We start from the raw sequence: 19,698 nt of genomic DNA, 5'->3' as shown, positions 1-19,698 counted from the left end.
TAAAAGTTAAAAGAATCCTTATCCCGGTATTCACCGCGGCATTTAGAAACAAAATGATAGCTTGATCTAAAGCAGAATTCTTCTAACGCAAATGCGATAGCGAGTTTCAGAGAGAGACAATCTTTTGATCAGGAGAGAGACTAGGTATTAGTTATCGAGAGAGACAAAATAATTTCAACGGGTGGAATTGTAATGCTAATCTAAACACAAAAACGAAACTGACAAAATTTTATTTTATTTTTTCAAAAAATAAAATAAAAAGTTCGAAATTATTTTATGAACCTTAAAACAGAATTTGAAATTTGATAATAAAAATCAAAATGCCTGGCCCAACCTGAATAGCGGCAAATACATTGCGATCAATATTACTCCGACGATCAATCCAAGTATAACGATTATCAAAGGCTCGATAAATTTGCTAAGCATTGTTGCCTGGTATTCTACTTCTGCAGCATATTGTTCTGACAAGCGTGCAAAAAAAAGTTCCAATTGATTAACTTCCTCTCCCACTTTAACGATCGAAACCATCTTTGAAGGGTAAATTGCATGACAAGCCAGGCTTTTGTGAAAGGCGATACCCGAAAGGATTTTTTCTTCAATATCGTTAAGTGAATTTTCAATAGGGTAAAAACTGATCATTTGTCTCGTTAGCTGCAACGCTTGTACTAATGGTATCTTAGCACCGATCAATAGTGACAAGGTATTTGAAAACCTCGATAAATATATCTGTTGAACCATTTTTCCCATCACGGGCATCTTTAATAAAAGAACGGATGAAATTTTCCTGAACCATTTATTTTTAGATTGCCAGGCGCAAAAAATAATTACACCGAACAAGGCTAACAAAAAAACACCAATAAAACTTTTGATAAATCCTGAAACTGCAATAACAACTTTTGTGATCGCAGGCAGATCAGATCCAAATCTTTTAAATGTATCAGCAAACATAGGCACTACATAGGCGACCATAAAAGAAACTGCTGCAAATGCAATTACAAGAACAACTAAAGGGTAAGTGATCGCGCCGATTATTTGCCGGCGTTGTTTGATCTTTTTTCCAAAATAAGTTGACAACTCTTTTAATACCTTCAATAACTTTCCGGTCTCCTCCCCTATCTGGACACTGTAATACTCATAAGCGCTGAACTCTTTTGCGTCTTTTAAAGCTGAAGAGAATAAAGCTCCACTAACAATTGCATTTTGAACAAATTCGAAAACTTTCCTAACCTTTGTTTTTTTCTGCTCCTGCTTCACTAGTTCAAGCGCTGTCTTGATATCGACTCCGGCATCTACGAGACTCCATAGCTCCAGGTAAAAACTTTCTTTTAACTTGTCCGAGAGTTTACTGTTGCCAAGACGGATGTCTTTGTTCAGAAAATCCCAAAAATTTGCACCCTTCGAAATATTAATTTGAACGTCTGTTGAGGCATTGCGTGGTCGCCTGATCTTTCTTATGTCGATAGTTTCACTCACTAACTTTAATTTCTGCGTTAATTAACTCTTCCGCTGAATAGTTCTTGTCAAATTTCATCTCTATATCCTGTCCCATCAAAACCAACTTGACCAATAAGCCATTCATGATCTTATCAGTTCCGGTAACAAATGAGGCGGTGAACCCGGTGTTCTTGATCCTGAACGAATCTGTCGCTATTTCGTTATATCTTATTATAAGATCGTCGGAAGTAAAATAGATCACGTCACTATTAGCATACATTTTACAAACCAGGATCCCTGCCGAGTCTACGAGGAAGGCCGATCTGTTTAAATCAGTTTCCAATGCTTTTTTAAAGAGAGCATACTCATTCATTTGATTAGATCTGGCTATATAGTGACCGAATTGTTTATTCACGAAAAGAAATGCATAAAATGCAATAGTGATGACAATACCACTGATCAGCAGTGTCATGATCAATTCGATAACTGTAAATGCTTTTATACCTTTCATTCGGTCAAACAAATAATACTTTGCGTTCTTATTAAATTTTCAGCAAGATCATAGACGGATACCTTTACCTGTATGAGCTTCCTGTTCCTTTCAGTATATGATACTTCCTTTTTAACCATCAACTCTCCCTCCTGGAATTCATCATTGCTGAATGTATTGCTGGCTTTAAGTACAGAAATATGATGACTCAGCAATGCATCGGCTTTTGCCATCCTTGATGAATAGCCGGTTGCAGTGATCTGTACCAGTATCGTAACTGTGATAACGGTAAGAGCAAGCACTATTATGAGTGCCACGATAGTCTCAACTAAAGTTGCAGATCTCAATCTTGGATTTATCAGTTTACCCATGCAACTACTGCTTTTGGTGAGTCGTTATTAAAAAGTGATGGAAAAACAAAATAGGGCGAAAGTTGACTTCTGTCTATCTCGGCATTCACCAAATAATTCTCATAAACTGTTGTAGGACTCTTATAAATAAAATAATCCGTCAACACTATTCCCTTTATCCTTCCTGATAGATCCAGGTAGCCCATTGTATATAACAGCCCATGGATAGTGGTGCCAGTTCCGATCTGTATATAGCTTTTGAAATGATCTTTTTCCTGGCAGATTGATAAAACGGCTCCGGAGATAACACAATTGTTTCCGATGATCATCTTGTTTTGTAAACCATTCTTTTCCTTTTTCAGAAGAACAATATTTGATGGATAGGTGAATTCACAATTTTCATCAACGATTAAACTATCGCTTGCAAACGCCTGGAGCCTGCCGGAAAAACCTTTTTCAAATTTTATTACCGGTGCGATCATGATAATATTATCGAGATGAGCAGTTTTGCCTACTTCAATTATACTATCCGAACAGATCAGAATTTGTCCTGACAACTTGCAATTTTCGAGTAGTACTCGTCCATGTAACCTGATCATTAATCTGTCATCGTTAAATGACCGGCGCAGGGAATCCATTGAGATAGCCATATCTTCAATTTGAACTTTAAAATTTTTATCCAGTATATGTTTTATTTCCGATAACTGAAAGGCTATCGCAGGTAAGCTATCTTCAGATATCTTTATTTCACCGGTGGCCTGTGTAGCACTCCCGCTGGTATTGGCAACAATATCGGAAACTATTTTTCCCGATTTAGGTAAAAAAACATTGCCATTCAATCTTGTATTGCCTGAAATTGAAAGTGGCCGGTTGTGGTCGGCAAGATAAAGTGAAGCGTTAAGTTGTTTGGGCAATACTGAGCCATAAAAAAATATCTTCGTTTTTTCGAATCGTTTAAAATGGGAGCTCAGTTCTGCCAATTGAAAAAATCCCCAGGACTTTCTGACAATCGCAACGGAGTCTTTTTCGTCACCGAATAGGTCAAGACTATCTGTATCTGTCTGCTGAAATTGAGTAGTGTCAGCCAACACGAGATTGATCGCAGATCCGAGATTGTAATTTAATCTTGTATTGATCACATTTGTTTTTTCAAGTTGTTTGTTGTAAAATCCTGTCAATATCAGCGAAACGCAAAGAGTTGATAAAACGAGAAATATGATCAGGGTAAGCACAAGACTGTTACCTTTAAATTGGAAATTGAATATTCTGTTACTTGTCTTTGACATTCTCTCGCTCTCCATTTTTATAAATTTCCTTATTGAACTGGCCGTTAGCCTGCTTTGTCATAATATACCCGTTGAATTTATTATCCTTCATCTTTCCTTTTTTCATGATCATTCCGTTTTCACCATATTCGATTACTTCACCATTCATCTCTCCTTTGTCCCAACTTATCATCATCTTTAAATTCCCGCCGGGATACCAGGATTTCCAATGCCCATCTTTCAGTCCATTATCAAAAGTTCCTTCTTCTGCGAGGTTCTTATCATTAAATAGTTTCCTGAAACTTCCATGTAAAATTTTTCCATCAGCAGCGGCCTGGGTCGTAATAATTGTATCCTTTATATACCAGTAATACTTCTTGCCGATATCAAAATCGATCTTATCGACTGGTTTCACTGCGTAAAACACTAATACCGTATCACTTTTCACGATGGTATATCGATTCAATGCTTCCATTCTTAATTCTGTTTGAGCCAGGCAGGGATCGGCCCCAACTATACATAGTAATGCCATAGCTATAGTGATTTTCACACATGACAGGATCATAGTCGAACACTTTTAAGAAATGAATAAAAGGAAAAATAAAGAGAGAGACTGCAAACCGCGTACTATAAAATTAAATGAACTTATCCTTTACGCCCAAATATTTTTTTGAGTCAGGGAGAGACAAAATGTGAACTGGGAGGTGCACCAACCTCGCCTGTTATATCAAAAGTAAATTCGTTATCCGCTTTTTACCGGAAAATAAACGATTGAAATTAGCGAAACCGGTCTACAGATTCATTTGATTAATTCCGACAAGGAAGGATATATGTGTACACTTGAATCGGTGAGTTTGGTTTTGAATTTTCTAAGCGCGCTATGATCAGCAACGAATATCATTCGGCTTTTTTATCCTTTTAGAAACCGATTGTTGATTTGATGAATTTTGAATTGATATCCAACTTCACTTTTTCGCCTCCGTTTCTTCCGACCTGACTGATAATTATTTTTGTTAGCTTCCCTGGATCATCTTTTACAAACTCGAACTTGTGCATCATTAACTTAAAAAAAATTAGCTCCTGTTTCCAAAGCTCATTTCCCCCGGGTCTATTGGTGGTTAACCCAGAAACTGTCTCGTCCTGAAATAGGTTTATAGTTTCCTTAAATAAGCCCTTCTCGGGAAGGATTAAAACTTATAAACACACAAAGCGTTTATAAAGATCCCCTGATAGAGATCAGGGGATCATGTAATTAACCATTAAACCTTTTCCTATGAAGATCTGCACTCAATTTAGAGACAATTGTTTAAACTTTAAAACATTCTAATGGCTTTTCATTATCGTAAAATTTAACAATTTTTTGCATTTACCAGAAATATATTTCCGATTTAATCTAATTAGTACCTATAAATCTAAAATTATTTAAATAATAAGAAATATATTTCCGTTATAAACAAAATATTTACTTAATACCCACTACATTTACATAATCAGAAATATATTTCCGATGACAATAGAAGAAATTGGCAACGCAATCAAGTTTAGAAGGGAATTCCTGAATCTTCGGCAAGAAGATCTGGCAGAGCTGAGTGGACTGACGATCAAAACGATACATTTAATTGAAACGGGAACGGGTAACCCTTCAGTGGAAACGCTTGAAAAACTTGCGAGGGTTTTGGGAATGGAATTGACATTACTGGTAAAGAAGAGTAGTTAATGGCAAAAGCGGGTATATATTATAATGGTATCCTGGCGGGTCATCTCGAAAAAAAAGCTCCGGATGATTATCGGTTTATATATACTGAAAATTACCTGGCGAATGCAACCCTCCCATCCATCAGCCTGACAATTCCAAAAACTAAAGCGGAACACCGGAGCCCGGTATTATTTTCATTTTTTACCGGGTTATTATCGGAAGGAATAAATAAAGATATTCAATGTCGTCTTTTGAAGATCGATGAGCAGGATGATTTCACACGTTTACTGAAAACAGCAGGTGATGACACGATCGGTGCCATCACTGTAAAAGAAATAATAGAATAACTATGTGTCCCGGATGTTATAAAAAAAATACAGAAGGCTATTGCAGCAATTGCCGCCGCCAATTATTTGATGGCGTAAGGATCTCTCCTGCCCTTTCTTTTGATACACCTAACTCGGGCAACCTTCCTGTGTACCAGGAAAAGACAAAACGCTTATCAATTTCAGGAGTGCAGTTAAAATATTCGTTACGGTTGGAGAATAAACAATTGGTGTTAACAGAAAAAGGGGGTCAATATATTCTTAAACCCATCCCACCAGCTGTATTGATCGCCTCACATGAACAGGCACCGGAAAATGAACACCTGACGATGCAAATTGCTTCGCAGGTATTTGGCATCAGGACAGCAGCTAATGCACTGATCTATTTTAAAGATGGTACACCTGCATATATTACACGCCGCTTCGATGTAAAGGCTGATGGAACAAAACACCTGCAGGAAGATATGGCACAGATCAGTGGACGCAGCCGGCATAACCAGGGAGAAAATTTCAAATACGAGGGAAGCTATGAAGAGATCGGTAAATTGATACAGGAACATGTTGCTGCTTATCCATTGGCATTAGAAGAACTTTTCAGGCTTGTATTATTCAATTACTTATTCTCGAATGGCGATGCTCATCTTAAAAATTTCTCACTGATACAAACGGTGATGGGAGACTATACATTATCCCCTGCCTATGATCTGATGAGTACCGTACTGCATACACCACAGGAAACAGATATGGCGCTTGAACTTTATAAAGATGATCTTTCAGGTGCCTCTTATAGTAGGAATGGATTTTATGGCCAGCCTGATTTCAGAATATTTGCGGATGGGATCGGAATGCAGGCGGTAAGAACAAACCGGATCATCACCCAACTACTGACACAAAGAGAAAAAGTAGAAGAGATGATCAGGCGATCATTCTTAAGTGATGAAATAAAAGAAAAATACCTGGACATTTATCTTGATAAAATAAGAAGAATGGGGATGACAAAAGATATGATAGGTTCTGCGATCAATCGGGAATACCCCGGTGTGTATGCACCGACTACCGCTCCCGTTACACTCATATTCCGGGACCTGGTTATGAAAGTGGGCTATTTTGAAAGAATGAAACCAGACATGGGTGAGTTCGATGCAGACAATAAATACTCTTTCATTGAATTTAAAAATAGAAATGAAAAAGATCCTTACACAATTATAGACGGAGACGAGTTAACAGCAGTCGAATACCCTTCGAATGAAAAGCAAAACGCAATTGAGACCGTTTTTAACTAAAAAACTTCGTCTCTGCCGTCCCGCTACCGATCGCTGTTTTCAATTCAAAAGCTCACTCTATATGACACCTATTCTCCTCCTGAACGCCCCCGGCGTCATTCCTGTAACAACTTTGAACGATGCCTGGAAATTATTTCCTTCAGAATAACCCACCATCTCTCCTATCGTCTGAAGGGTATAATTTGTTTCTTGCAATAACTTTTGAGCCAGCTCCATCCGCTGTGTCCGCGAAAACTGGAAAACACTTTCGCCATACATTTCTTTAAAGACTTTTTTTAATGTGTATGGATTGGTTCCGGCCTTCTTTGCGAGTGCGGGCACCGAATCATAAATTGACAGGTCCGCGAGTATAAGAGCGCGGGCTTTCGCAGCAATGTCTTTGTTAGTTAGGGTACTGTAATCTTGCATAGAATTAAATTTTGGTTTACATAGTTTTAAATTTCATCGCAGGATATTTTATACCTGCCATCACAAAATACACTGACTGGTTTGCGGCTGAAAGCGATTCGGGAAAACACAATCGCAATAACTAATCAAAATAAACCGTGATCATTTTTTTCCCGAATCACTTTAGTCGTGGAAACACACCTCATATACTCGTGGAAGCCGGATTTTAATTCGTTTTGAAATCGACAACTTTCGAAGCTCAACAAAACAAATCCATCATGAACCACTTCATTTCCCTGTTAGAGGGCGTAGCTATGACCGCCTTGTACCGTTCAGAAAAAGAAAACATTTTGAAACAGCAATTCCAGGATCAGAACATTCTGCCACTCTCAGAAGCATTTTCGCGGGCGCCATTTGACACCCTGCTGGCCAAATCAGGTTGCGAAGGCATGAGAATTTATTATGGAATGAGTGAAGATTTAAAAATTCATGCTATCATTGTCGCTACGGATAGCGAGGGCAATGACATCCTGCCGCCGGAAACAGAGACATTGGTACCAGGCGAAGAGGATGATATTTTCGAAAGAGGGAACAGGTGCCCTGACATTTGTCCGGATGATTCACCATTGAACAGTTAAATAATTTAGTTAAATGACATTTGAATTAAACGCGGCGTTCAGTTTATCGGTTGGGATCGGTGCGGTTATCGGCTGGGTCAGGGTCAAAAAAACTGACCCGGCTTTTTTGCCTTTTCTCATCCTGATATGGCTCGGTTTCACAAATGAGGTACTGAGTATTATACTAATGAAAGCCGGGTATTCAAACGCTGTCTATTATAATATCTTCTCTTTACTTGAGGCCATTATTATCAACTGGCAATTTCGAAGGTGGGGACTTTACAGGAATAATAACCGGCTATATTTAATTATTCAGTCCCTTTTTTTGGTCGGTTGGATAACGGAGATATTGACAAAAGGAAGCATAAATTCGTTTAATTCCTATTTCATCATCTGCTATTCCACCATCATCGTAATTCTCGCTATCAATATAGTAAACAAGGAAATGTTTAAAGAACCATCCTCTTTATTACTGAACCCTGTTTTCCTCGTTTGTCTTGGTTTGATACTTTATTTAACATACACCATCCTGGTAGAAATTTTTTGGGTTTATGGTCTTAACAGGACAAAGGTTTTCAGGGTAAGGATATACGAAATATTTGCCTACATTAATTTACTAACCAACTTAATCTTTGCCTTTGCGATACTATGGATACCAATGAAACGACAATATATCTTGCAGTCCTGATCACCGGCATAACTTTAGGAAGTATAATAATTTATTTTGCGATCAGTATGCTCAGGAGCCACCGCAGGCATTTTAAATTGTTAAGTCAGAATTATCGTGCTGAAATAGAAATGCTTGAAATGGAACGTACCCGCATAGCACGCGATCTCCATGACGAGCTCGGGCCGCTGCTCGCAGTGACGCAGATCCATATAGATGCCGCAGAAAGTATCAATGAAAAAAGTAAAGCTCACCTTGAAAAAGCCGGCCGGAATATGAGCTTGTTATATGAACGGTTTAATGGCATTGCGAAAAATCTTACTCCCAAAGCACTCGTCACAAAAGGACTGCATACTGCATTAAAAGATTTTTTTGAACAGTACAGCGAGGTCACCCCGATAAAACTCGAACTGCAGTACCGGTTAAAAAAGGAATTGAGTTTGTATTACGGGCTGCATGTTTACCGGATCATGCAGGAATTGATTCATAATGCTGTGAAGCATTCCGGTGCAGGAAATGTACAGGTCGTGATCACTGAAAAAAAGAGGAAACTCTATCTTTTGTACAAAGACAATGGAATAGGGATATCATTAGAGAAAAATAAATTTGAAAAGACCGGGCTTGGAATAAGCAGTTTACAGAACAGGACCGAAATGCTCGGGGGAAGGTTAACATGCACTACGGGTGCAAAGGATGGAACGGAATATTTTTTTGAAATACCAATAACTGATAAAAATGAAACAACCGATCAGGATATTAATAGCTGATGACTTTCCGATGTTCCGCGAAGGTATCCGGATGCTGCTGGGGCAGGAACGAAAGTTCGAGATCGTCGGCGAAGCGGGTAACGGCGATGAATTAGTACGGGTAATGGAAACGACTAAAGCCGATATCGTTATAACTGATATTGAAATGCCCGTTATGAATGGCATAATGGCGACAAAGGAAATTAAAAGTAAACATCCGCAATCGGGCGTAATAGCATTGACGATGTTTGGTGATGATCATCTGATTGTTGAAATGCTCGATGCAGGGGCTAATGGGTATTTGCTGAAAAGTACAAGAAAGCAGGAATTAATTGACGCCATAGAGGCGGTATTTGGAGGAGCCAGCTATTTCTGCAACAGCACTTCCTTGCGCTTATCGAAAATGATCGCGCAGACTAAACTGGGAGAAAAGAATAGTGGAACAATTTTTTCAAAAAAAGAGATCGAGATCATCAAATTGATCTGCGAGCAATATGCAAGTAAGCAGATTGCTGAAGTAACAAATTTGACTCACAGGACCGTTGAGAAATACAGGGATTATATCATGGAAAAAACAAATTCTAAGAACATGGTTGGTATTGTTGTTTATGCAATTCGTCATGGGTTATTTAAGCCCTGATCGATCCCGTTAATGCCGTCATCCAATTCAAGCCAGGGGTAAGTTTGAATTGAAGAATGATGAATAAAAAAACAATTTCGCATCTGACTGAAAAGGACAATAGTTCCCTTCACTGGATAAAGTCACTAATAGATGAATACCCGGGTGGAGAGTACTCCCTTAAACTGCTTTCCAAACGCGCGGGTATTAACAGGGTAAAACTCACGTACGGTTTTAAATTTCTTTTCGGCGCAACACTCCATTATTATATCATCCAAAAAAGAATGGAGAAAGCTCAATCCTTACTACACACAACCGATATACCTGTCAAAGCAATTGCAGCTGCCTGTGGTTATAAAACAACACAGCATTTCATCACCGCATTCAAAAAGCATACAGGTCAAAGGCCGGGGCTCTATCGGAAAAACAATTAAAAGCTCCGCTGTCAAATTGAAACTTATTCCTGCTATTTTGAAACCTGCCTGATTTTTATTCCCTGTTTAAAGAATAGACCTTGTGGCTACATCAGGGGTGATGCATTTAATTAAGCTTATGTCACAAATCTTTTTACCCCTGGTTATGATGAGAGCAGGCAACTGTACACAGTGCGCCTGCTTTTTTTATTTCAACATCAATCAATATCCAATATCAAATATCCAATCTCGTTTCACTTTTCCCTTTTCTCGTATCACCATTCACAACTCACCATTCACCATTCCAAAAACGCATACGTATCAGGCCAAGCCGAAAACCTGTAATAGAGTAGGCAATTTCTTAAATCTTCTAAATTTAAAATTATGAAAAGACAATTTGCGGCACTTATTGCCTTAATGGTGATACTCTCTGCCAGCGCATTCACCTTGATCGACAAAAACGAAAATGCAAAAAAGGACACGACCTATTTTTACAGGCTCAAAGCGGGTGGTGATCCATTGGAAGAAGCTGATTACACGACTAAGTACACACAAGCGCCTGATCCCTGTACCGGTGATGATTATGTATGTTGGATTGAAGCGGAAGATAATGGAAGTAACCAACCGGAAATAACCGGGGCAATGGTAACCGAAATTGGCAATGCGCTTTTCTATCATACCAATACGGATCATGTGATTTTAAAAGATTAATTTAAAAAGAAGAAGGGCTGGCCCTTCTTCTTTTATTTTTTTCGCTCAATTACTAGCAACTCAATTTCTCTTTCACCTTCCTTAAGTTCAAATCCGTATTTCCGTAATAACTTGATAAGTGCGGACTCGTTTGTTACAGCAGTCTCTTCAAACCCTATATAGATCTTTCCCAATTGCTTTGTCGTTGATCCTGTCTCGTTAACGATCAAAGGAAATTTCCCGCTCCTGTTCATTGAGGAAATAAGCGATTGAATAGTGGAACCATTCGTTGTGGAAAGAGTGGCGGTATCAGCAATCTTTGTAAGTATCAGGCAAACTGTTTTTCTTTTTTGCAATGAAGAGGCTAATCCGAGCGAAAAATCAAGATCATTTCTCATCTTTTTATATCGGTCACTCTCGCTCACGCTATCAAACACGATCTCATAACAATAGCTATTTTTTCTTTTCCATTCTTCCTTATATCCGAGACTTTCATCATAAAAAAAATCATTGCGAATACTTCCATCAATTAAAAAAAGCCGCGGGTAAGGGGTTGGAAGACTATGTCCATAAGCAATATTGTACAGATCAAACTTTGTATAATTGATAAAACGTTCAAATCGCAGCGAAGATTCTAAGATTCCCATCTTTCCGGTTGTTCGTACTCCTTCTAAAAACTTTGTAATTATTGAATGATGAATTTTATGGGTTGTTTCCACTTCCATCAGGGAAAGGCTCTCATCATAACTGTTGTCCGCTTTGATCGGCCAGGATGGCTTAACCCCACTTATAACGGCAGCAAAATTTTCCTCTGAAACATATTCATGTTTTGTTATAGCGAGTACTTCACCATTTGGCGCGAGCCATACTTCATGTGGAATTCCATAATGAGGAAACACTTTCGCCAGCATACTGTCTTCAACAATTATAGGAAGCCTCAAATCCTTAGCTATCGGAACATTCGTAAGAAACTTTTTTACTTTACCTGCTGGCTCTTTCGTGACCATGAATATTTGAATATCTTTCTTAAATTTCTCCTGTAGTACATTCAGCTTCGGCAATAACTTCAGGCAGGGCAAACAATCAGTTGACCCGAAATCAAGAAGCACATATTTATTTATTCCACGCAGTGACACTGCTTCTATAGAGCCATTAAGGATCTTGCCCAACTTAACGTCCGGATATTGATCGCCTGGCTTCAGTGTTTGTGACCGTAGCGAAAGGGTCATTAAAACCAGAAATGAAAAAATTAATTGTCGCATACTTTCACCTTGGATTTTGTGGAATACCAGTCAACTTAATTACATCACTGGGTATCAGCATTGCGTAGCGCAGATCGCCCGGCACTAAACTATAAACCTGTAAATTTAATTGTCGTGTTAGCGTTTTCATATAAGCAGTTTCGAAATTGAGTCTTCGCAGGTCTTGCCATCGAAGACCACGGAATAAAAGCTCTTTCCTCCTTTCTGAAAGTATAATATTGAGTGCGGCTGTTGCGTCACCCGCCGTGAATGGAACAAATGTTCCAGCCTTCCATCTTTTTATCAGTAAGGTATTAAGTGCAGCCATCGCATTGCCCGTACTACCCGTACGTGCTAAACATTCAGCTTTGATCAACCACATTTCATCAGTAGTGATCCCATTGAAAAAACTATTGGCAACGGCGCCGTGGTAATGTCCTTTGAAGCCATAGGTTCCATTACCATTGTTCTTAAAGAAAACAGTTCTGCGAAGATCATTGACCATGTATGAACCGAATAAAACTGAATCTACCTTGGCACGCGCTGAATTAAGTATACTGCTGCCGGGACTGGTACTATGAAATATCACTTCGGGATTGAAGATCAAAAAAGGGATGGTAGCGGCGGCATTGATCGTATTATAATCAATAAGCTGGCCGTAGAGTTGTAAACAGGAATCGGCATAACGACCGGCCAGTTCGTATTGCCGCATGGAAAGATAGATTCTTGCAAGCAACCCAAATGCTGCCCCTTTGTTGGGTCTGGTCTTTACAACATTATCAGTTTGCAAAAGTGATACCGCTGCCGTCGCATCGGCAATTAACTGATCATACGTTTGCTGGATGGTCGAACGAATGGTTGGTTCATCAATAGCGGCAGTTAATCGTAATGGAATACCCAAACCTTCATGAGTACCATTGTTCTCCCATGGAAGGCTATAGAGTTGGGCTGTCTGAAAAAAAATGAATGACCTGAAAAAAAGCGCCTGTCCCTTGCAGTTGTTCCATAAATTTAAATTTGATTCGGTCACGGGAATATTCTCAATATTATCAAGCACTGTGTTTGCATAGAGAAGTGCCTTATAAGGCCCGATCCAGTTATTGGGATACTCAGCGTTTGCATCCCATATATGATTTAGCCGGTCATTATCACTTGAGGCGGCCCAATCGGCATAAGTTAGATAGTAATCATCGGCGGCGATTTCTGCCAGGCTTGAGTAAGCAATATTTAAATTTGATTGGTTATCGAGAATGGCCTGCATGTCCTGCAGTGTGGAAGGTACTGCAACTGACTTATCAGGTTTCTCATCCAGGAATTTTTTGCAGGATGTAAATACCGAAACGATCAGTAGTACCTTTATTATTTTTTTCATTGTATAAATATTTTAATGATAAAAAATCCTATAATGCCAGCCTCACCCCGAATGTGAAACTGCTCGATGCCGGCAGGTCATCCTTATAATAATCCGGGTCGATATTGTGTTTATTCGCTCTCCAGATAATACAGGGATTATAGATATAACAATAGGCTTCTATTGATTTAAATATTTGCGAGCGCTTCTCCCCTGCCACCCACGTGTAACCAATACGTATGTCCTGTAAGCGGATATGATCTGCGCGTTCAACAGTTACTTCAGAATAAGTATAAACTTCATCACGTGCACTGACGACAGGATAAACAAATGAAGGAACAGAAGTGAATGCTTCATCACCTTTACTTTGCCAGCGTAGTGCATAGTCGCCATGTGTTGTCCATCCATTGACAAGACTTGAATAATTAATGGAATTGCGACGGTAATAATAATTTGTTTTGAAGCTTACATTTGCTGAGATTGACATTCCTTTCCACACAAACGTATTGCGGATCGAGCCAAAACAAAGAGGTGAAGTGGAACCATGATATTTTAAGGCACCGATTGAATCATTGCGTATGGCAGTATAATTTTTAGAAACTTGTCCGCCAACAATACCTTGCGGGTCACCGATTGTATCAAGCCCCGCCCAGCGGTAGCTGAATAACGCATAGACATATTTTCCTTCAAGTGGATTGATCGTATTTCCAAATCCGACATAGGAACGTGCTGTTGAAAGATTGGTAAAATAACGCGCAACTGTATTTGCGGAATAACTGAAAAGAAAAGAACTGGACCATTCAACAGATCCCTTGATGTTGATAGAATTAACTTGCAGGTCTACTCCCCTTCCTTTTATATTGGCTGCATTGACAATAAGCGAAAGAAAACCGGTAGTAAGATCAGCCGGAACAGAAGAGAAAAGATCTTTTGCATCTTTGCGGTAATACTCAAGCGACCCACTCACTCTGTTATTTTTAAACCCAAAATCAATTCCAAAATTTAAGATGCCAACCTTCTCCCATCGGATGGATGGATTGGCAGGATTCGCGATAACAGCATAAGGAAGATTCGTGACGGCATCGGGAGATGATGCATATTCGATTGTTGGAAATGCGGAACGGGTATTATCGATATTACCACTATAGCCATAGGTGATTCTCAACCGGCAAACAGGAAGAACGTTGAACGAATAAAAATTTTCTTTTGCGATATCCCACGCAACACCTGCTGACCAGAGCGGCACACCTCGCTGGTTTGTTTTAACCCCAAATAAATTGGAAGCATCCTTACGCACACTACCTGAAATTATATATTTAGAATGTAGTGTATAAGCAGCATTTGCAAAAAGCGAAACGTACCGGTTCAGCTGATCTGAATAGCTTAGAAAGTTAGGTATCCTCGAAGGGGATGATAAACTTCCATAAATTGGATAATTATTCACATAGTCTATATTAGAACTCGTAAGGAATTCATCATTATAACCATAGCTGCGGTTGCTGTGTGAATGAGTATTGATTTGCCGCACTTCAGTACCTGCGATAGCAACGAGTTCGTGAACACCGGACCAGCTGTGGTTAAAGTTGAGCTGCGCCCGTCCCGAATGACTAAGCATATTGCCATCAGTTTGGTCAAGCACACCACCTTTCGGTATTATATTTTTTACAGATGCACCGTTAACTTGCGAGTAGCGATTTATTAAATTGCGCGAGAAATAAGATGCGCCGTCATAATTTATTTCATTATCCCTTCGTTCATTCGAATACTGGTACCTTACTTCAACAGAAAGAAAGCGAAAAACTTCATAGCGGAAACCTGCATTCAAAGTGACATTTTGTAAATTGGTTCTGTTGTCAGTTAAATAGAGTTCATCGATCGGCCTGTATTTCCAGTCCAGTAAATAAGGTCTCCCGGCTGTATCGATATAACCTGCGCGGTAATCTTTTACGATCGCAAGCGCATTACCATTGTCATCGGCGAGATCAGCATAAGGATAGAGTGAACTCTTACCACCACCTGGTGAAATGCGGTTACCTCCGTTATTATTATTCCTTCCCTTACTTTGAATAAAGTTTACCGAAACCTGAACTTGTAACTTCGGCGTTGGGCGAAAAACATTTTTTGCAAGGACTGTGAATCTGTTAAATTCATTGCCGACGAGTGTGGATTCGTCCTTGTCTGCACCAAAGCTGAGAAAATAATTATTTGTAGCCGAGCCCCCTTCGAGTGAAACTGCATGCTGCTGTCGAAGCGACGAGCGGTAAAAATAACTTTGAATATCATTTCTCGCGTCCATTGAAAGCATGGGGTTGATCAATGAATCAGCTTGACCTTGTGAGATAAGACCGCTTCTTTGTCTTGCCAGTATTTCAACAACAGGTGATAAGACAGGTCGGTTAGTGGTGTTGCTGATAGTGGAATTATAAAATCCCTGGTTAAATAAATATTTTTCCAGCCCGATAAAATCCGCGCTGCTCATTTGAGGAAAGTAAAAGAGATCAGGACTTTTATTGATCGTAAAATTTGAAGTCGCTTGAATTTTTAGGGGTTGGGCGAAGCGGCCGGACTTGGTCGTGATAACGACAACTCCATTGCCGGCGGCGGCGCCCCAGATAGATGCAGCGGCAGCGTCCTTTAACACGGTGATGCTTTCAACATCATTGGGATTAATATTTTGGAGGTCTCCATCATAGGGAAAATTATCAACCACAATGAGAGGACGGGAGCTTGCAAAGATGGAACTGATTCCACGTATATTAATACCGGTATTATTACCTGAATTTTTATCAAACAGCATTCCGGGTACAAGTGATTGCAACCGTGCAAGTATCCCAGTTGAAGTGGACCTGTTGATAAGATCGTTGTCTACTTTCGAAAATGATCCGGTAGCTCGCTCTCTTGACACCGTTTGATAACCTGAGTGAAGTATGACTTCTTCTAACTTTGTAACTTTCCGTTTTAGCATTATCGTTACTTGTCCTCTTTCATTGTTTGGTTCTTCCTTCGTTTCATAACCCGATGCAGATACGATTAATGTATCATTGAGCTTCGTTCCTTCTAGTAAGAAGAAACCAAATTTATCAGTGATCGTACCTCTATTGGTACCTTTGATGCTAATGGTCGCTATAAGTATAGGCGTTCCATCTTCATCGATAACTTTTCCTTTAATGACGATTGGCTGGCACATGGAAAAAAAGGGGCAGATGATAGCCAGCATGAGAATAGATAATTTCATACTGTAAGCATTTTTTCGTTAGAGAATAATTTGTTGTTTGGTTGGCGCGGGTATGCTATACAGGGTTCTTGGGCTTCTTGGCCCATTGGGACTTGAGCAGGGAGAGCTCTTTGTGTAGGTAGGTAACTTTCATCTTAAAACCGTAAAAGATTTAAATGAAAGTCTCGAAGTAAGATGGGTTATAATAAATAAAGGACGAACCTCGTCTTACCGAACAGAGGCACCGCGAAGAGCCCGAAGCTGGTAAGCTGATAGAGGCCCGCCCTATATCTATAATAGAGCAGGCTTTCACTACCATCTCAGCTTCAAAAAGAAAATTCGCGGTTTTCTGCCCGAGACTTATAGCGAAATCCTTCAAATAATTAAATGAAGAATCTCAAATTTAATATTTCAACTAGCAATATAATGAAATGATTTAATAAATTGTCAAACATGACAATTTTATTTTTGTACTACACCTCACTTTCACAATGTGAAAGTCAGAAACCAGCCATATCTAAATGCTTTTGGGGCAAATCTTAAAAAGTTGATTGTGGCTAAAAATAAAACCCCTGAAGATGTTGCGGCCATTGGCCGAATTGAGACTAAACAAGTATATCGAGTTATCAATGGCGAACATAGTGCGACGTTGTCAATAATAGTTGCTATCGCAAAAGGATTAGAAGTTCATCCAAAAAAACTTCTTGACTTTGAATTTGATTTTGAGAAATAGTTTCCATTGGTATACAATTCCATTGTTCAATTGGTCAATCTGCTTCTTTTAATAGAAAAAATCTTTCTCTAAATTTTAAATCAAAATGGAGAAGATAAGAAATACAAAATTGTTAAACAAGATCGCCTTAGTAATAAAAGAATTACGAGAGGAGAATGGTTTAAGTCAGGAAGACGTATATAATGATACGAATATTCATATTGGACGAATCGAAACATCAAAAGCAAATTTATCGGTTAGTACATTGTCAGCATTATGTAAATATTTTAAAATAAAGATTTCTGACTTTCATAAAAGAATTGAATCATTATAAAGTTTAAAGTCGTGGAAACACGACATATATAATTTCCTTTTTAAATTACCTTGTGAAATTATGACCTATAGTATTTATAGGCAATTAAAATTCATTTTAATAACGGGTGTGAATTATTTCTTTCACTAAAAATCAAAACGATGTCAAAAGACAAAAAACCTTCGCCACCTCCCAAGTATCGCGATGCGGATAGCGGACAGTATGTCAAAAAGGATTATGCTGATAAGCATCCAAAGACAACTGTAAAAGAGACTGACAAGCCGAAACCAAGAAAATAATCTTGCATTTTCAAATTAGATTCCAAAAGCTGGCCGGTTAAAAACCGTCAGCTTTTAACTTTAATTTTATGTATAGAACTATTTTATCTTTCGACCGAATAAACGGATCAAGTGCAGTCATGGAAATACGACATGAATGGTTTTACTATTCCTTTACTTTGTGAAATTATGACCTTGTACCAGTTTAATATGCTCAATAAGACGAAGCAAGCCGAAGCGGTTTGGAATGGCGTTCATATTGGGGAGCGAGAGGACGGCCCGTATAATATTTTATTGTACCAGGTCCATAGCTTTTACGTCGAAGTATACTATCACCGGCCGCATAACTCAATAATAAAATTCAGAAGTTTTTCAAGCACGACACAATTGGCTCCCTATCTTGAAAAAATAGATATAATGCATTTGATCAAATAAGGTCCGGGGGTTAAGCATTCGGGCAATACAAATTTGGTTTTAGTTTTAAAAAAGATCCAGCCACTAACGCTTATCAATTCGCAACAAAATTGAAAATTACCTAACATCTACTACTGCTTCAACCGGACAAGATACTTTTTCTCCACCCACCCTGTTATAGGAAAACTGTCATCCTCATCCATTATCGTAATTCGAACCCACTTGTGGTTCCCTTCTAACACATTGACGGTATCGCCTGCTGAAACTCGGAAAAAGCCTTTACTTTTTTTGGTGGGTTTCATACGCAGATTACAATTTATTCTTACTTCGGCCAGCACTGAGATGTTTTCCAGTACCCTTCTAAATTTTTCTCCAACAAATTGTTTCAATTCTATAACCTGGCCATGTGTTGCAGCTTCCGGATTTTTTTCATTTTGAAGCTGGCAGGTTTGCAGAATTGCCACAATAGAAAGGATAATGCTTAAGACAGTTACCCAAAAGTCCATGAGTTCAAAGCGAGAGGGGCTTTTTTTATTGAATGTTTCGGAAATTTCCTGTTGAAAACCGGCCAATTTGTTTTCGATAAACGCTTCCAATTTGGCTATGTCATTTTTGGTGGCGTATTCCGTTTCAGTAAGTTCTTTTGTAATGACTGCCGCCTCTTGGGTCGTCTGCGTGAATCTTTCCCAAAAGCCGGGTTCGATTCTTGACAGTCCTTTGATGGCAATCTTTGTATTGACACCAAGCAGCGTAGAATGTAATCCAGTTAAAGATGATTTCAACATTTCCTGACTCCAACCTCCGAAAATCGCCCGACTTATATCTGCTTGTTTTGAAGACACTCTTGAAAGCGATCCCAAGCCCTCCAAACTTTTAGCCAGCGATTCCGAAATGCTGTGCTGATTAGCTGAAACAGCCGTGATTGCCTTCAACCATTCCGGGTTGCCGAACATAGTACCTCTGATGATTCTTTGCACAGGATCCGGCGGAAGAGTTGTTGCCAGGTTAAAGATCCCGGCACCCCTAAGTGTTTTGGATAACATGCTATTGATTCCAGAAAGATGTGGAATGGTTGTGCTTATTCTTCCCCAATCGACCAAACCGTAAGATTTCATCATTTTATTCATCGGTGCAATTGTTGCATTTATTTCGGTTGATCTTTTCAGTATATCTTCCAATCCCTTATTCATAT

General features: G+C 39.0%; 22 protein-coding genes. 12 read left to right on the top strand and 10 right to left on the bottom strand.

Annotation, left to right across the window (positions count from 1 at the left end; genetic code table 11):
* Positions 1-315 precede the first annotated feature (315 nt).
* From E6H07_13320 to E6H07_13300, 5 genes are read right to left on the bottom strand one after another with little or no spacing between them, the layout of a single operon-like run.
* The gene (locus E6H07_13320) at positions 316-1,473 is read right to left on the bottom strand and encodes a type II secretion system F family protein (GenBank protein ID TMI63744.1); all 1,158 of its coding nucleotides are present in this window, start codon (positions 1,471-1,473) and stop codon (positions 316-318) included.
* On the bottom strand, positions 1,466-1,945 hold the full coding sequence (locus tag E6H07_13315; protein ID TMI63743.1) for a hypothetical protein: 480 nt from the start codon (positions 1,943-1,945) through the stop codon (positions 1,466-1,468). The genes E6H07_13320 and E6H07_13315 overlap by 8 nt, the downstream gene beginning before the upstream one ends.
* On the bottom strand, positions 1,942-2,295 hold the full coding sequence (locus tag E6H07_13310; GenBank protein TMI63742.1) for a hypothetical protein: 354 nt from the start codon (positions 2,293-2,295) through the stop codon (positions 1,942-1,944). Before E6H07_13310 ends, E6H07_13315 begins: the two co-directional genes overlap by 4 nt.
* Positions 2,283-3,560: a hypothetical protein gene (locus E6H07_13305; GenBank protein ID TMI63741.1), complete on the bottom strand. Its 1,278-nt coding sequence runs from the start codon at positions 3,558-3,560 to the stop codon at positions 2,283-2,285. Before E6H07_13305 ends, E6H07_13310 begins: the two co-directional genes overlap by 13 nt.
* A complete protein-coding gene (locus E6H07_13300; protein ID TMI63740.1) occupies positions 3,544-4,104 on the bottom strand; it encodes a hypothetical protein in 561 nt (186 codons plus the stop codon). Before E6H07_13300 ends, E6H07_13305 begins: the two co-directional genes overlap by 17 nt.
* 942 nt (positions 4,105-5,046) lie before the next feature.
* On the opposite strand from E6H07_13300, the gene E6H07_13295 reads away from it, so the two are divergent.
* From E6H07_13295 to E6H07_13285, 3 genes are read left to right on the top strand one after another with little or no spacing between them, the layout of a single operon-like run.
* A complete protein-coding gene (locus tag E6H07_13295) occupies positions 5,047-5,256 on the top strand; it encodes a helix-turn-helix transcriptional regulator (protein TMI63739.1) in 210 nt (69 codons plus the stop codon).
* The gene (locus E6H07_13290; GenBank protein TMI63738.1) at positions 5,256-5,582 is read left to right on the top strand and encodes a phosphatidylinositol kinase; all 327 of its coding nucleotides are present in this window, start codon (positions 5,256-5,258) and stop codon (positions 5,580-5,582) included. Before E6H07_13295 ends, E6H07_13290 begins: the two co-directional genes overlap by 1 nt.
* Before the next feature lie 2 nt (positions 5,583-5,584).
* Positions 5,585-6,844, top strand: a complete 1,260-nt coding sequence (locus tag E6H07_13285; protein TMI63737.1) for a HipA domain-containing protein — start codon at positions 5,585-5,587, stop codon at positions 6,842-6,844.
* Positions 6,845-6,901: 57 nt separating this feature from the next.
* On the opposite strand, the gene E6H07_13280 is transcribed toward E6H07_13285, so the two are convergent.
* Entirely contained in the window at positions 6,902-7,252 is a 351-nt protein-coding gene (locus E6H07_13280) for a helix-turn-helix transcriptional regulator (protein TMI63736.1), read from the bottom strand.
* 257 nt (positions 7,253-7,509) lie between these two features.
* On the opposite strand from E6H07_13280, the gene E6H07_13275 reads away from it, so the two are divergent.
* The 5 genes from E6H07_13275 to E6H07_13255 all read left to right on the top strand — a co-directional run bounded on the left by E6H07_13275 (position 7,510) and on the right by E6H07_13255 (position 11,004).
* Complete coding sequence (locus E6H07_13275) at positions 7,510-7,869, top strand: hypothetical protein (GenBank protein ID TMI63735.1); 360 nt, start codon at positions 7,510-7,512, stop codon at positions 7,867-7,869.
* Positions 7,870-8,496: 627 nt separating this feature from the next.
* Entirely contained in the window at positions 8,497-9,282 is a 786-nt protein-coding gene (locus E6H07_13270; GenBank protein ID TMI63734.1) for a hypothetical protein, read from the top strand.
* A complete protein-coding gene (locus E6H07_13265; protein TMI63733.1) occupies positions 9,251-9,901 on the top strand; it encodes a response regulator transcription factor in 651 nt (216 codons plus the stop codon). The genes E6H07_13270 and E6H07_13265 overlap by 32 nt, the downstream gene beginning before the upstream one ends.
* 56 nt (positions 9,902-9,957) lie before the next feature.
* The gene (locus tag E6H07_13260; protein TMI63732.1) at positions 9,958-10,314 is read left to right on the top strand and encodes a helix-turn-helix transcriptional regulator; all 357 of its coding nucleotides are present in this window, start codon (positions 9,958-9,960) and stop codon (positions 10,312-10,314) included.
* A 363-nt stretch (positions 10,315-10,677) separates the two neighbouring features.
* A complete protein-coding gene (locus tag E6H07_13255) occupies positions 10,678-11,004 on the top strand; it encodes a hypothetical protein (protein TMI63731.1) in 327 nt (108 codons plus the stop codon).
* 32 nt (positions 11,005-11,036) lie between these two features.
* Here the strand turns inward: E6H07_13255 and E6H07_13250 are convergent, their stop codons facing one another.
* Genes E6H07_13250 through E6H07_13240 form a run of 3 tightly spaced genes read right to left on the bottom strand, consistent with a single transcriptional unit; the run spans position 11,037 to position 16,810 of the window.
* Positions 11,037-12,245 carry a redoxin domain-containing protein gene (locus tag E6H07_13250; protein ID TMI63730.1) on the bottom strand — a complete coding sequence of 403 codons (1,209 nt, stop codon included), beginning with the start codon at positions 12,243-12,245 and terminating at the stop codon, positions 11,037-11,039.
* Positions 12,246-12,249: 4 nt separating this feature from the next.
* Entirely contained in the window at positions 12,250-13,596 is a 1,347-nt protein-coding gene (locus tag E6H07_13245) for a RagB/SusD family nutrient uptake outer membrane protein (protein TMI63729.1), read from the bottom strand.
* Between the two features lie 28 nt (positions 13,597-13,624).
* Complete coding sequence (locus E6H07_13240) at positions 13,625-16,810, bottom strand: SusC/RagA family TonB-linked outer membrane protein (GenBank protein ID TMI63728.1); 3,186 nt, start codon at positions 16,808-16,810, stop codon at positions 13,625-13,627.
* A gap of 472 nt (positions 16,811-17,282) precedes the next feature.
* Here E6H07_13240 and E6H07_13235 point away from each other — a divergent pair, with 472 nt between their 5' ends.
* The 4 genes from E6H07_13235 (at position 17,283) to E6H07_13220 (ending at position 18,527) form a co-directional block, all read left to right on the top strand.
* Positions 17,283-17,522, top strand: coding sequence for a helix-turn-helix transcriptional regulator (locus E6H07_13235; GenBank protein TMI63727.1), 240 nt, complete (start codon positions 17,283-17,285; stop codon positions 17,520-17,522).
* Positions 17,523-17,607: 85 nt separating this feature from the next.
* Positions 17,608-17,835 (top strand): helix-turn-helix transcriptional regulator, encoded by a 228-nt coding sequence (locus E6H07_13230; protein TMI63726.1) that lies wholly within the window; start codon positions 17,608-17,610, stop codon positions 17,833-17,835.
* 140 nt (positions 17,836-17,975) lie between these two features.
* Positions 17,976-18,113: a multidrug transporter gene (locus E6H07_13225; protein ID TMI63725.1), complete on the top strand. Its 138-nt coding sequence runs from the start codon at positions 17,976-17,978 to the stop codon at positions 18,111-18,113.
* A gap of 111 nt (positions 18,114-18,224) precedes the next feature.
* A complete protein-coding gene (locus E6H07_13220) occupies positions 18,225-18,527 on the top strand; it encodes a hypothetical protein (GenBank protein ID TMI63724.1) in 303 nt (100 codons plus the stop codon).
* Between the two features lie 110 nt (positions 18,528-18,637).
* Here E6H07_13220 and E6H07_13215 read toward each other — a convergent pair whose 3' ends face one another.
* Positions 18,638-19,696, bottom strand: coding sequence for an SH3 domain-containing protein (locus tag E6H07_13215; GenBank protein ID TMI63723.1), 1,059 nt, complete (start codon positions 19,694-19,696; stop codon positions 18,638-18,640).
* Positions 19,697-19,698: the final 2 nt, after the last annotated feature.

The sequence above is a fragment of the Bacteroidota bacterium genome (assembly GCA_005882315.1).
Classification (GTDB): Bacteria; Bacteroidota; Bacteroidia; order Chitinophagales; family Chitinophagaceae; genus VBAR01.
Note: the sequence above shows the minus strand (reverse complement) of the source record. Positions and strands in the feature narration are given on the sequence as shown.

What these genes read in the sequence shown, in the direction of transcription:
- E6H07_13300 (TMI63740.1), bottom strand. Translation starts at nt 4,104, where the DNA reads ATGATCCTGTCATGTGTGAAAATCACTATAGCTATGGCATTACTATGT.
- E6H07_13240 (TMI63728.1), bottom strand. Translation starts at nt 16,810, where the DNA reads ATGAAATTATCTATTCTCATGCTGGCTATCATCTGCCCCTTTTTTTCC.
- E6H07_13270 (TMI63734.1), top strand. Translation starts at nt 8,497, where the DNA reads ATGGATACCAATGAAACGACAATATATCTTGCAGTCCTGATCACCGGC.
- E6H07_13280 (TMI63736.1), bottom strand. Translation starts at nt 7,252, where the DNA reads ATGCAAGATTACAGTACCCTAACTAACAAAGACATTGCTGCGAAAGCC.
- E6H07_13310 (TMI63742.1), bottom strand. Translation starts at nt 2,295, where the DNA reads ATGGGTAAACTGATAAATCCAAGATTGAGATCTGCAACTTTAGTTGAG.
- E6H07_13290 (TMI63738.1), top strand. Translation starts at nt 5,256, where the DNA reads ATGGCAAAAGCGGGTATATATTATAATGGTATCCTGGCGGGTCATCTC.
- E6H07_13245 (TMI63729.1), bottom strand. Translation starts at nt 13,596, where the DNA reads ATGAAAAAAATAATAAAGGTACTACTGATCGTTTCGGTATTTACATCC.
- E6H07_13305 (TMI63741.1), bottom strand. Translation starts at nt 3,560, where the DNA reads ATGTCAAAGACAAGTAACAGAATATTCAATTTCCAATTTAAAGGTAAC.
- E6H07_13230 (TMI63726.1), top strand. Translation starts at nt 17,608, where the DNA reads ATGGAGAAGATAAGAAATACAAAATTGTTAAACAAGATCGCCTTAGTA.
- E6H07_13315 (TMI63743.1), bottom strand. Translation starts at nt 1,945, where the DNA reads ATGAAAGGTATAAAAGCATTTACAGTTATCGAATTGATCATGACACTG.
- E6H07_13265 (TMI63733.1), top strand. Translation starts at nt 9,251, where the DNA reads ATGAAACAACCGATCAGGATATTAATAGCTGATGACTTTCCGATGTTC.
- E6H07_13215 (TMI63723.1), bottom strand. Translation starts at nt 19,696, where the DNA reads ATGAATAAGGGATTGGAAGATATACTGAAAAGATCAACCGAAATAAAT.
- E6H07_13250 (TMI63730.1), bottom strand. Translation starts at nt 12,245, where the DNA reads ATGCGACAATTAATTTTTTCATTTCTGGTTTTAATGACCCTTTCGCTA.
- E6H07_13260 (TMI63732.1), top strand. Translation starts at nt 9,958, where the DNA reads ATGATGAATAAAAAAACAATTTCGCATCTGACTGAAAAGGACAATAGT.
- E6H07_13295 (TMI63739.1), top strand. Translation starts at nt 5,047, where the DNA reads ATGACAATAGAAGAAATTGGCAACGCAATCAAGTTTAGAAGGGAATTC.
- E6H07_13285 (TMI63737.1), top strand. Translation starts at nt 5,585, where the DNA reads ATGTGTCCCGGATGTTATAAAAAAAATACAGAAGGCTATTGCAGCAAT.
- E6H07_13275 (TMI63735.1), top strand. Translation starts at nt 7,510, where the DNA reads ATGAACCACTTCATTTCCCTGTTAGAGGGCGTAGCTATGACCGCCTTG.
- E6H07_13225 (TMI63725.1), top strand. Translation starts at nt 17,976, where the DNA reads ATGTCAAAAGACAAAAAACCTTCGCCACCTCCCAAGTATCGCGATGCG.
- E6H07_13255 (TMI63731.1), top strand. Translation starts at nt 10,678, where the DNA reads ATGAAAAGACAATTTGCGGCACTTATTGCCTTAATGGTGATACTCTCT.